We start from the raw sequence: 11,754 nt of genomic DNA, 5'->3' as shown, positions 1-11,754 counted from the left end.
CACACACACACACACACACACACACACACACACACACACACACATTCGCACCTAGCGTCTAACTACACATTTTTCACTTTAGCTTACGCGCGCGCGAAGCGTGCCGTAACTCCTATAAACAAAGGGCTCCAAGGAGTTCCCTTTGTTCGCTTTTTCGTGCCCTCTTGCCAAGCCGTGCAAGAGGGAAATAATGCTGAATATTCACCCACAAAATAATAGAGATATGAATAGAAAACAATTCAGGAAACAGGTCTATATACGACCTACAATTAAAGTCATCGTCACCGAGCAGGGAAACTTGCTGTTTGGTAGCGGGCAGCACAAGGATGCCGAAAACGGCGGAAGCTATGGAGATGCCAAACAAGGCATCTTTTTCGATGACGAAGAAGAGTACGAAGAAGAAAGCACCCCACAATCTTGGGGCATTTAACAACAAGGGAGCAAAAACGGAAAAGAATATGAAAACAATTAGCAAGAAAACCCTTTTATTCTTTGCTGCAACAGCCTTGATGGCAGCTTGTGCGAGCGAAGATATCGATAAACAAGAGCATAAAGGCAAACAACGATTAACCACATTTCAAAGTGGTAACGTATCGCCAACGCGCACCACAATGGAACATACCATCGGTGGCAAAGGAAAATTCTTTTGGGAAACGGGCGACAAAATCTGGATCAACGCTGGCGCAACTCCTATCAGTAATACCTCGAGCAACATTACGGGTAAAACCAATCGTGCTCAGTTCTATTTCTCCAGTACGCTTTCCGGCGCGAGCTATCTCGTTACCTATACCGGTAAGGGCAGCACCCAAGGCGATGCCGTTACCATTGCTGCTACACAGACGCAGAGTGCACCCAACAACACCGAACATCTTGGCACATCGGGCGACTGCGGAACAGCCACAGCCCATCGCGACATCCATGGTATCTACAACTTCGAGCTCGAGCATAAGGTAGCTTACCTGTGTTTTCAACCTCGTTCTACAGATGCATTTGTAAAGCGGAGCAAGCTGATAAAAATAGAAGTGACATCCGACCAAAACCTTGCCGGCACCTACAGTCTGGGGGCTACAGGTCTGTCGGCATCACCCACCAGCGGAGCCTCGAAAACCATCGTGCTCAACACCAATCACTTTCTCCTCGATAATGCTACAGCCGACCTTGACAAGAATGGCAGCTATATAACCCTTGCGCCCGGCCTGCATCATCTCACGATTTACTATTGGCTACGCAACACTACAGATTATACAGATATGAATGTATGGCCGAATGTTAAGAAGCCCATTGAGGGTTTTATTCCCCAGCAACTCACCATCAACGTAGAAGCCGGTAAGATTTACGATATTACAGCCAACCTTAAAATACCATCATATAAAGGTATAGTCTACGGAGAGAAGCCTGAAGCAGCCAACACTGCTAACAATCCCAATATTAACGAATGCAGCTGGCTCGCCAGTAATGGCAATCCGCTTTGGAGCGACAAAATGCTTTGGGTGAGAGACCATACGGACCTTTTTCAAGGTGGTATGTGGTTTAAAAAGTTAAGCACCATCGCCGCAGAGCAAGGCAAGCCCGAAGCATATTATAAAACCATCGCCTCGGATGGCAACAATTACCTAACCACAGAACCCTCTTCACCTTGGATGAGATCTGCCACCGAAGGTTTTCCACAAAAGTTAGACGATTACTTCTTCTTGCCTGCTACAGGCCTAGCGTCTGGTGGCTCCGCCCTCAATTCGGTTCAAACGGAGGGATATTATTGGACAAGCACAGAAGCTCCATCATGGAGCCCTTCCTGGCACAACTGGTATTATATGCGATTTGATAAAACCAATGTACATATAATCAAGGAGATCTTACTTTATCAATATACATATAGCTTAGAATGGACTCCGCAATAATTGAATAGATATTAGAGATACAGGAGGACTCTAAGTATCACTCCTCCGACACCTTAAGTATCAATCCAAGAGGAGTCTAAGTATAGCTCTTTTAGGATGTTCGATAGGCGTACTTTTCCATTCACAATATAGAGGCAATCGTGTTCCAAGTGAGAAGCCTCGACCTTTCCCAATAGGAAGACCGATGGATTCCCAATAGGAAGACAAGACCCTTCCCAATGGGAATACAAAAGGGTTCCCAATAGGAACGCAAAAGCATCGCCAATGAGAAGAGTAAAGCATCGCCAACAGGAAGTCGAAACGCAACCCGGCGGCGTGGGCTATGCAGCACTAAAAGAAAGCAGTTAACGGGGCAAATTCCGCCGTCGGAGGCCCCACAATATTCATTTAAACCGTTAAGAACATGATTGTATTTAAAGTAGTCGAGCGCGTGCTCGGCGTAGGCCCACGAAAAGGGCAAAAGGCGTATGGGGCCGAACCCAAGGCTCCACTCAAGTTCTCGCAGGAATGGCTCATCGAACGCATCGTTCGCGAAACGTCGTTGAGCGAGGGCGATGTTCGCAACGTTCTCATCACGCTGAAGAACATCATCAAAGAAGTGGTTACTCTGGGCGGTTCGCTCGACTTGGGCGACATCTTTTCGCTTCGCACCACGATACCCTCGAAGATGGAGGTGAAAGAGGAAGACGTATGCGCCACCTCGCTGAAACGTCCGCGAATACTGGTGCGCTGGAAGCAGCCCATCAGTGATGCTCTGAAGAAAATCGAAGTTGAGGTGGATAACCCCAAACGAAAGGAGAAAAAGGGTAGTTAAACGTCCCCGGCCCCGGTCATCCCCAAAGCGCGGAGGAACCGAACAGTTCTATTCATGCAGGGGCGATTATGAAAGGGTGAAAAGATGCCGACGCCATACGAGCGGGCATGCTTTTCACCCTTTTGCTTGTTGTTGAGGTAATGATTTATTGTCCTGTAAAAGCCGTTGCCGGTTCTGCGAAAAAGGCGTAATATTGCATCCCTAATTAAGGATTTCAACAACATGAAGAAATTATTTATCATCGCATACTCATTGCTCGTTGCCTCTTTTGCTTCGGCACAGAACATGCGCGAAATATGGCTTTCGATGCCCGATTCGCTAGTCCCTTATCTTAACAACAGTCTGCGAACCGAGGTGGCCGACTATGTGGATATGAAAGATATGAAGCCTGAGGTGAACAATTTACTCGACGATACGACACGTATAAATAAGCTTACGAATGATTATATGCTGGTTAGGCTTACTAATTCGTCTGTTCTAGAGATGCGGAAACTCAACGACAACAGGATTGCTACGGTGTGGACCTGGTTTGGTCCGGCACCCGAAAGCACGCTAAGAATGTTCGATTCGGAATGGAATGAACTGCCTGTTTCTTCCACATTCGAACCGACTATTGTGCGACCTGACTCTATGACTGTTGAGCGGTTCGAAGAGTTGAAATCGTTGCTTGAGCCGAGGCTGATAGAACTTCGTCTTTCGCCTGAAGATAATTCTGTTACGGCTTCGTACTCGCTCTCCCTTCTTTCGCGCGAAGAGAAGAAGGCCGTCGCATCCATATTGAGGCAAAGAAAATATAGTCTGGATTAACCCTTCTTATCCCTTACGAATAGATAAACATAAAGTAGAACGGACAGGCACGAGGTTTGTCCTTACATAACGCCGTCTCTTGCTTTGCTATGCCCTGAGCTTGAAGAGCGTAAAACGGTCATCGGTAAAGTAAAGGCACGAAAAACCCCGCTGGTCATCACGACCAGCGGGGCGAATGAAAAATTGATTTAAATCTTCTCTCTAACGTTTTGCTTTTGACGACTCCGGAGCTTTTCCAATTAAATCCATGAACTGGTCGAGCTTAGGAGTGATGATGATTTGGGTACGACGGTTGCGCTGTTTGCCCAGGTCGGTGTCGTTAGCAACCAGCGGATTGTATTCGCCGCGACCACCGGCTGTGAGCCTCTTTGGGTCGACACCGAAATGAGTTTGCAGATATTGTGCAACCGATGAAGCGCGAAGACAGGAAAGGTCCCAGTTATTGCGTATGTTCTTCATCTTGTCGCTAGCATTGTTCACCGGTACATTGTCGGTATTACCTTCGATTAGTACGTCGTAGTTGCGATAGTCCATTATTATTTTGGCAATCTTGCTGAGTGTTTGTTCAGCTCGGTCGTTAATCTCGTAGGAGCCGCTCTGATAGAGCATATTGTCGGCTAACGAAATGTAGACTACCCCTTTGAGTACCTGTACATCAACTTCTTTCATCTCTTCACGGCTCAGCGAGCGGGTGAGGTTGTTGGTGAGCACCATGTTGAGAGAGTCGCTCTTGCTCTTCACGGCAACCAGATGACGTATGTATTGGTTGCTTTCGTTGATTTGGTCAACGAGTTTTGAAATGTTGATGTTGTTTGAGTTTGCGTTGTTGAGACTTCTGTCGAGACTTCCTTGCAGGGCTGCTGCACTGGCTTTGGCTTGTGCGAGCTGGTCTTCTAGACTCTTTATTCGGGCGTTGTTAGCTGCGATTGTTTCTTTTGCGCGCTGATATTCGCCACTAAGTCTGCTGTTCTCGTTTTGACAATTCTCCAGGTCTTTCTTGCTTGCGCAACCGGTTAGAACCAGGGTTCCGGCAAGCATTGTGAAAATCAATAGATTCTTTTTCATAATTCGCTTATTCCTTTTGATGTTTTGACTATTATTTTTCTAACTCTAGTGTGGGACAAAATCCCGCTTGCAAAGATATTTATTTGACTTATCAATATGGCTGAAAGCATTTTAGGTTTAGGTAATTTTAGTCTTTATTCTGCGGCTTCCAATGAGGGATTCTTGTTAGGCAAGTGTATAAAATTATTGATAGTGTGGTTTAACTTTGCACGCCGAAATCCGGCGTCTCGCATTGTCTTCGAACGAATGAAGACATTGGATGGAGCCGGAAGAAATAACAATTTTATTATCATGTACAAACCAATTTTCAGAAAGAAGAGTGTTCTGAAGTTCAAACGCTTCTCGAATCATGGCTATTCGCTTTTTGCTGTTCTGGGCAAGGAGGTTGTCATTGGCGTGCTGAGTGTTGCTACCTTGCAACATGCCTCCGCAAAGGGCATTAGTATTGAAGTTGACAAGGCCGATACCGACTCGACCGTGACTGCTAAAGCTGTGATGATGGACGAAGTGAATGTGACCGGAACACGAGCCCCGCTCGCCGTGAGCCAGCAGGCAAGAATGGTAACTGTACTGAGTCGCGACGAAATTCAGGCCGCGCCGGTGCAAAGTGTGAACGACCTTCTTAAGTATGCCGTCGGAGTGGATGTCCGACAAAAAGGTGCTCTCGGAGCGTTAACCGATGTGAGCATACGAGGAGGAAGCTCTGAACAAATCACCCTACTTCTCAACGGCATCAACATTTGCGATGCACAAACAGGCCACAACGCATTCGATTTACCAGTGGATATAAGCGAAATCGAACGCATCGAAATTCTCGAAGGGCCGGCCGCCCGCGTTTATGGAACATCTTCGCTTTTGGGAGCCATAAACATAGTGACCCGCCCAGCTTCAAAAACATCTTTATCAGCTCGTATTGAAAGCGGTTCGTATGGTTATCTAACAGGAGCCGCACGGGCTAACATTGCCTCCGGAGCGTGGAATAATCAGGTTTCAGCATCGTATATGCGGAGCGACGGTTACTTGCGTAGTAAGACGGGAACGCTCAACGCCGACTACCGAACAACGAAGGCTTTTTATCAAGGGCAGTTCCAGACAGTCCCGTTTACTCTTAACTGGCACGCCGGATTGAGCACGAAGGATTACGGTTCGAACACGTTTTACAGTGTAAAATTCGACGACCAATTCGAGCACACCTTCAAAACTTTTGCTGCTCTGCAGGCTGAAGTCCGAATTGGCCAGCTGCACATTCGTCCGGCTGTTTATTGGAATCGAAGTCTCGACAGATTCGAACTCTTTCGTAATGCGCCCAGTAAATATCCTTTCAACTATCACCGTACCGATGTGCTCGGCGCCAATATAAACGCCTATTTCGATTGGACATTGGGCCGAACAGCCATAGGAGCCGAAATAAGAAACGAAAACATCATTAGTACGAACCTCGGAGAACCCCTCGGTACTCCGAAAAACATCGGCGGAACCGACAGGAAATACACCAACGGGCTCGACCGAACAAATTTGCAGTTCGCACTAGAGCACAATATAATCCTTAGTCGACTAACTCTCTCGGCTGGACTCACAGCAGTGAAAAACTCGCAGGCCGACATGCCTCTCCGTCTATATCCGGGTATCGACATAGGTTATCGTATCGCCGAGGTATGGAAAATATATGCTTCCTACAACAGTTCGCTTCGCATGCCATCGTTCACCGAGCTATATTATTCTGTGGGAGGGCACAAGGCAGACAAACATCTTCGGCCCGAAGAGCTATCGGCCTACGAAGCCGGAATTGCTTTCGCAGAGCAAGCCATAAATGCTCGTGCTGCTATATTCTATAATCGGCATCGCAACCTAATTGACTGGACAAACGACGGAACTCTCGACGCACAAGGAGCGCCGCTTTGGAAGAGTGTCAACTTTGGTAACATTAATCACATTGGCATCGAAGCATCGGCCGACTTCAATTTGCGCCAACTTATTCCCTCGCAACGATTCTTCAAGAAGGCTGGCGTGGCCTATTGTTTCATGAATCAAAATAAGGAGAAACATATTGGTATAGTGAGCAAATATGCTCTCGAATATCTGAAACACAAGTTTGTGGCCAATCTCAATCTGAATATATGGCGAAGTCTCGACCTCGGTCTGGTTTATCGACTTCAACATCGTATGGGTGGGTATCTCGACCCATCGAATATTCACCATAATTACGCAGGTTATGGTATTCTCGATGCTCGCTTAAGCTGGACAGCCCCTCGCTGGACGGCTCACTTCGAGGCCAATAACGTTCTCAACCGTCGCTATTTAGATTATGGTAATGTTCCACAGCCTCGTGCCTGGTTCTTGGCCGGATTGTCGGTTAATCTATGAGGTCCTACTGTCTATATAATAATATATAAGGTGTAGAACACAGTTAATAAATCGATTCGCCGCCATTTTCATTCTCCTTTCCCGTTTGAGAATATTGGAGAAATAAGAAAATGGCGGCATTTGATGAAATACAATCGTATTTTGCTCCTCGCCATCAGAAAACGACCAAATACAATCGTATTTGGCTCGCCGAATATTTTTGAGCTATAAAAACAAAAGAGAAAAAGGGAGTTGGATATTCATTTTCGCCCGAAATCGGCTGGAATTTCGCCCCACTCACGGGTTTTCCATTTCAAAACTGGAGTTGAAACATTGTGAGTGCGTAACCAGGTCTCGGCTCTAACTATGAGTTGATGAGTTTTTTCGGTGGCAGAGTTCATAACCAGAGTAGTTTTGCATTTCTTTTTGTTTATCCAGAGTATGGCGTTGTGGGAATCGCTGTAGATGGTTTTGTTTTCGCCGCATTGTTCGAGAAGAGCCAGGGCGTGGACGATAGCAAGAAATTCGCCAATATTGTTGGTGCCTTCCAATGGGCCGAAGTGGAATATTTCGGCACCGGTGCTCAAGTCGATGCAGCGATATTCCATAGGGCCCGGATTACCCGAACAGGCAGCATCCACGGCCCAGGCTTGCGACTGGACTTCGGGATGTAACCTGAGGACTGTATCATGTCTGTATTCGGGTGGATTCTGGAGATGAGATTCCATAAATAAGTAGATGTTGTAATTAATTACATTCTTTCAGGAACTTCGATGCCTAGCAGATTCATCGCGTTGCGGATGGTTTTGGCAACATTGTGGGCTAGCACGAGTCGCACAATTTGCTGGGCGGGCTCTTCGGCATTTAGAATACTGTAGTCGTGATAGAACTGGTTGAATTCCTTGGTGAGTTCGTAACAATAGTTTGCGATTCCGCTCGGACTGTAGTCAACGCCAGCTTGCGCAACCACGGCGGCATATTCGCTGAGTTTCTGAATAAGTGCGCGTTCTTTCTCGTTGAGCGGGGAGTTTCCGGAAATCGACAGGGGTAGTGCGATATTTTGCTCGTCAGCTTTGCGGAGTATACTCCTGATTCGGGCGTAGGTGTATTGAATGAATGGGCCGGTGTTGCCGTTGAAGTCGATTGATTCTTCGGGGTTGAAGAGCATATTCTTGCGCGAGTCGACTTTGAGGATGAAATATTTTAGAGCGCCAAGGCCTACGATTCGAGCAACTTCGTTGCGTTCGTCGTCGGTCATGTCGGCAAACTTTCCGAGTCCTTCAGATGTTTGTCGAGCTTCGTTAATCATCGATTCAATTAGCTCGTCGGCATCGACTACGGTTCCCTCGCGGCTTTTCATCTTTCCGTTAGGCAGTTCAACCATACCGTAGGAGAAGTGTACCAAACTGCGTCCCCATTTGAATCCGAGCCGGTCGAGGAGGATGGAGAGCACTTGGAAGTGATAATTCTGCTCGTTGCCGACAACGTAAATCATTTTGTCGATTGGATAGTCGTTGAATCGCATTTCGGCTGTTCCGATATCTTGGGTCATGTAAACGCTGGTCCCGTCGGCACGGAGGAGGATTTTCTGGTCGAGTCCTTCATCGGTTAGGTCAGCCCATACGGAGTTATCTTCTTTCCTGAAGAATAACCCTTTTGCGAGACCCTCTTCCACCTTAGCCTTTCCTTTGAGATAGGTATCGCTTTCATAGTAAATCTTGTCGAAGCTCACGCCGAGTGCGCGATAGGTTTCATCGAATCCGGCATAAACCCAGTCGTTCATCTTTTTCCAGAGCGCACGCGTTTCGGTGTCGTTATGCTCCCACTTTACTAGCATTTCGCGAGCCTCTTTCATGAGCGGTGCCTCTTGGGCAGCCTTGGACGCAGCTTCTTCAGCATTCATTCCATTGGCTTCATATTGTGTTTGAAGTCTTTTGCACTGTTCGCGATAGTGCTTGTCGAAAGCCACGTAAAAATCGCCGATGAGATGGTCGCCTTTTTTTCCGGCTTTCTCGGGCGTAATCCCGTCGCCCCATTTAATCCATGCCAGCATGGATTTGCAGATGTGAATGCCACGGTCGTTCACGATGTTTGTTTTCACAACACGATTTCCATTGGCCTCCATAATCTGGGCAAGCGACCAGCCCAGAAGATTATTCCTCACGTGCCCCAGATGAAGCGGCTTATTCGTGTTTGGCGAGGAATATTCAATCATCACGAGCGGACTCTTGTCGGTTGGTTTACGCTCGCCGAAATGCTCGTCGGCATCGATTTCGTTCAACAGATTAATCCACGCCTCGGCCGATACAACCAGATTGAGAAACCCGCTAACAACGTTAAACTTCTCGACGGCTGGACAATTCGTCTTGAGATACTCTCCAATCTCGTGCGCAGTTTCATCGGGTTTCTTGCGCGATATTTTCAGCAGCGGAAAGGCAACCAATGTTAGGTTGCCTTCGAATCCTGTGCGTGTTTTCTGAATCTGGATTGTTTGCTCGTCCACACTCGCCCCATAGAGCTTGTTTACAGCCTCAAGCGCGGAGTTTATTATCTGTTTTTCTATATTCATAATTATTATGTTTTGTGCGTATGCAAAGGTAATTAATTGTAAACATCTACTTACCTTTGCCCGTGCAAGCCGCCCACGCTGTTTTTCGTGATAAATCAATCTAAACCACACGACAAAACATCTGCTTGAACATTGGCGACTGGCACAAACACAATTTTTTAACCAAATAGAAGCAATAATGAAGAAGAAAACATTAGGACTTGCCCTGTTCTTTTGCTTTGCCTTTGTAGCAGGAATCGAAGCGCAGGAGCAAATGGTTGTGAACTTCTCGGATGGCTCGCCAAGCAAGACATTCAACCTGGCCGACTTCGGAAAAATGACTTTCGGCGATTCTAAATTCCAGGTGAAAGGATTGTTCGGACAAACCGAAATTGCCTACGAGAATGTGAAAAGCATCAAACTGGCCAATCTAACCGTCGATGGTATTGCCCAAACGGAAGCTATCGTGGAAAAACTCAACGTCAGTGCAACTAACGGTACGCTAATCGTTCACGGAATCAGAAAAGGACATCTGAGAATCTATTCGGCTAGCGGCCAGCTATACTATGCCAATCCCGACTGGCGCGGACAAAACATCAGTCTTAGCGGTATGGCAAAAGGAATGTACATAATCAAGATTAATAACAAAACAGCTAAATTCTATAACGTATGAAAAAGATATTTACTCTACTGACAATGTTTATGGTTAGCCTCATGGCTATCGCACAAACAAATCCCAACCGACTCATCGTACAGCATAAGAGCGGAACTACAGGCTATCTGGCCGAGAGAATAGACAGTATATACTTCGCAAAATTGGAAGGACGAGTTGCAGCTGACGTTACATTCAATGCCTTCAGGAAAGGAACCGACGGCGACACTGTATTCGTTGCAGTGAAGAAAACACCCGAATGTAAAGCCTACAAAATTGCATGTATAACGGGAGCTCTGGCCAAGAAGCTTAACGATGACGCAGCAGTAGAACGTTACTTCCAGATGGTAAACGAGAGGATGATGCAAGACGACTTCACAAATGCAGCTATGACAGGATTCAACTTCCAGTTCAAAGACAACACCGACTATTGTCTTATCACCATCGGATATGATAAATATGGCGTAGCATGCTCGTCGTCGAAAGCCGAATTCCGTACTCCAGCTGTACCCGTGGTAGGAAATCCAACTGTAGCCACACAGGTTATAGAGGTAAAACAAACAGAGTTTACAATCAAATTCACACCCAACAAAGATTGCGCAGGCTATGCAATATGCTCATTCGAGAAAGGCACTGCACAACAACAGTTTGAACAGTGGGGCCCGATGATGGGTTTTGCCAACATCGGCGATATGATTAAGCGGTTCAGCGGAAAAGAATATACCGAAGAACTCACAAACACATGGCGCAGTATGACTCCTGGCAAAGAATACGAAGTGTATGTTCAGCCGTGGGATGTTAACGGTACTTATGCCGATATGGTAATCGTGCCTCTTACAACATTGAAATACGGCGGCACAGGCTTGGCCGAAATAACCATCACTATCGGTGAATTTGGCAACAGTAACGGCCAGCACTACCAAAAGGTTACTTACACCCCGAACGATCAAACTTCTTTCCATCGCGACATTATCATAACAGAAGAAGGATACAACAAACTAGGTGAAACTGGAGTGATTGAAATGCTCAAAAAAGATAATCCGCAAGATCCATATTGGAATCAGTATGGCGTAGATGAGGCTACATGGAATGCCGACCCGTCGACAAAATACTTTGCTTGCTCTATCGGTCAGAACATCAACGGTGAGTGGGGAACATTCATTAAGGTTCCGTTCACTACCCCAGCTTCAGCAGGTGCAAAGCACAATAAACCTATGCCTGCACGAATTAACTCCGCAAACCATGGCGTAACATTCGGCCCGGTAAATAAGATGATGCCTGAGAGCAATATTCGGAACATCAAGCTAACCAGCGCAGAATAATTTTTTTGTTTCATATACTCTTATCTTAGGGTGCAGTTCTCGTTGTTAGAATTGCACCCTTTTTATTTCACAATCATCCGACTTGTTCTAAATCAAGAAGACATGCTAAATTTTGTTGAAACGAATTGATTAATATACCTTTGCCGCCGTGAGACACTTAGCAACATATTCCATCGCCCCCGCGACGCAGAGAAATTTCGATTTCTCTGTGATTTTTTCGTCCAATAATTTGGCGGGTTCGGAAAAAAGTGCTAACACACACACACACACACACACACACACACACACACACACACACACACACA

At 46.4% G+C, this 11,754-nt stretch carries 10 protein-coding genes; 7 read left to right on the top strand and 3 right to left on the bottom strand.

Annotated features, from left to right (window positions below; all coding sequences use genetic code 11):
• The first annotated feature begins 223 nt into the window (after nucleotides 1-223).
• From HMPREF9140_RS07080 to HMPREF9140_RS07060, 4 genes are all read left to right on the top strand, one after another.
• Nucleotides 224-430 (top strand): hypothetical protein, encoded by a 207-nt coding sequence (locus HMPREF9140_RS07080; protein ID WP_006952956.1) that lies wholly within the window; start codon nucleotides 224-226, stop codon nucleotides 428-430.
• A gap of 28 nt (nucleotides 431-458) precedes the next feature.
• Complete coding sequence (locus tag HMPREF9140_RS07075; protein WP_018572101.1) at nucleotides 459-1,898, top strand: hypothetical protein; 1,440 nt, start codon at nucleotides 459-461, stop codon at nucleotides 1,896-1,898.
• 403 nt (nucleotides 1,899-2,301) lie between these two features.
• Complete coding sequence (locus tag HMPREF9140_RS07070; protein WP_006952954.1) at nucleotides 2,302-2,712, top strand: HU family DNA-binding protein; 411 nt, start codon at nucleotides 2,302-2,304, stop codon at nucleotides 2,710-2,712.
• A 222-nt stretch (nucleotides 2,713-2,934) separates the two neighbouring features.
• Nucleotides 2,935-3,519 (top strand): DUF3256 family protein, encoded by a 585-nt coding sequence (locus tag HMPREF9140_RS07060; protein ID WP_006952953.1) that lies wholly within the window; start codon nucleotides 2,935-2,937, stop codon nucleotides 3,517-3,519.
• Nucleotides 3,520-3,720: 201 nt separating this feature from the next.
• On the opposite strand, the gene HMPREF9140_RS07055 is transcribed toward HMPREF9140_RS07060, so the two are convergent.
• The gene (locus tag HMPREF9140_RS07055) at nucleotides 3,721-4,584 is read right to left on the bottom strand and encodes an OmpA/MotB family protein (RefSeq protein WP_006952952.1); all 864 of its coding nucleotides are present in this window, start codon (nucleotides 4,582-4,584) and stop codon (nucleotides 3,721-3,723) included.
• Nucleotides 4,585-4,875: 291 nt separating this feature from the next.
• On the opposite strand from HMPREF9140_RS07055, the gene HMPREF9140_RS07050 reads away from it, so the two are divergent.
• Complete coding sequence (locus HMPREF9140_RS07050) at nucleotides 4,876-6,948, top strand: TonB-dependent receptor plug domain-containing protein (RefSeq protein ID WP_025073450.1); 2,073 nt, start codon at nucleotides 4,876-4,878, stop codon at nucleotides 6,946-6,948.
• 239 nt (nucleotides 6,949-7,187) lie between these two features.
• Here HMPREF9140_RS07050 and HMPREF9140_RS07045 read toward each other — a convergent pair whose 3' ends face one another.
• Nucleotides 7,188-7,655: an RNase H family protein gene (locus HMPREF9140_RS07045; protein ID WP_006952950.1), complete on the bottom strand. Its 468-nt coding sequence runs from the start codon at nucleotides 7,653-7,655 to the stop codon at nucleotides 7,188-7,190.
• A gap of 23 nt (nucleotides 7,656-7,678) precedes the next feature.
• Nucleotides 7,679-9,496: an arginine--tRNA ligase gene (gene argS, locus HMPREF9140_RS07040; protein WP_006952949.1), complete on the bottom strand. Its 1,818-nt coding sequence runs from the start codon at nucleotides 9,494-9,496 to the stop codon at nucleotides 7,679-7,681.
• 178 nt (nucleotides 9,497-9,674) lie between these two features.
• Here argS and HMPREF9140_RS07035 point away from each other — a divergent pair, with 178 nt between their 5' ends.
• Nucleotides 9,675-10,148, top strand: a complete 474-nt coding sequence (locus HMPREF9140_RS07035; RefSeq protein ID WP_006952948.1) for a T9SS type A sorting domain-containing protein — start codon at nucleotides 9,675-9,677, stop codon at nucleotides 10,146-10,148.
• Nucleotides 10,145-11,449, top strand: coding sequence for a hypothetical protein (locus HMPREF9140_RS07030; RefSeq protein ID WP_006952947.1), 1,305 nt, complete (start codon nucleotides 10,145-10,147; stop codon nucleotides 11,447-11,449). The genes HMPREF9140_RS07035 and HMPREF9140_RS07030 overlap by 4 nt, the downstream gene beginning before the upstream one ends.
• The last annotated feature ends 305 nt before the right edge of the window (nucleotides 11,450-11,754 follow it).

This window comes from Prevotella micans F0438 (assembly GCF_000243035.1).
Classification (GTDB): Bacteria; Bacteroidota; Bacteroidia; order Bacteroidales; family Bacteroidaceae; genus Prevotella; species Prevotella micans.
The sequence above is the reverse complement of the archived record's forward strand: the minus strand, read 5'-3'. Positions and strand labels throughout refer to the sequence as shown.

Excerpts from the sequence above, each read along its gene's own strand:
- HMPREF9140_RS07080 (WP_006952956.1), top strand. The coding sequence starts at position 224 with ATGAATAGAAAACAATTCAGGAAACAGGTCTATATACGACCTACAATT.
- HMPREF9140_RS07075 (WP_018572101.1), top strand. The coding sequence starts at position 459 with ATGAAAACAATTAGCAAGAAAACCCTTTTATTCTTTGCTGCAACAGCC.
- HMPREF9140_RS07070 (WP_006952954.1), top strand. The coding sequence starts at position 2,302 with ATGATTGTATTTAAAGTAGTCGAGCGCGTGCTCGGCGTAGGCCCACGA.
- HMPREF9140_RS07060 (WP_006952953.1), top strand. The coding sequence starts at position 2,935 with ATGAAGAAATTATTTATCATCGCATACTCATTGCTCGTTGCCTCTTTT.
- HMPREF9140_RS07055 (WP_006952952.1), bottom strand. The coding sequence starts at position 4,584 with ATGAAAAAGAATCTATTGATTTTCACAATGCTTGCCGGAACCCTGGTT.
- HMPREF9140_RS07050 (WP_025073450.1), top strand. The coding sequence starts at position 4,876 with ATGTACAAACCAATTTTCAGAAAGAAGAGTGTTCTGAAGTTCAAACGC.
- HMPREF9140_RS07045 (WP_006952950.1), bottom strand. The coding sequence starts at position 7,655 with ATGGAATCTCATCTCCAGAATCCACCCGAATACAGACATGATACAGTC.
- argS (WP_006952949.1), bottom strand. The coding sequence starts at position 9,496 with ATGAATATAGAAAAACAGATAATAAACTCCGCGCTTGAGGCTGTAAAC.
- HMPREF9140_RS07035 (WP_006952948.1), top strand. The coding sequence starts at position 9,675 with ATGAAGAAGAAAACATTAGGACTTGCCCTGTTCTTTTGCTTTGCCTTT.
- HMPREF9140_RS07030 (WP_006952947.1), top strand. The coding sequence starts at position 10,145 with ATGAAAAAGATATTTACTCTACTGACAATGTTTATGGTTAGCCTCATG.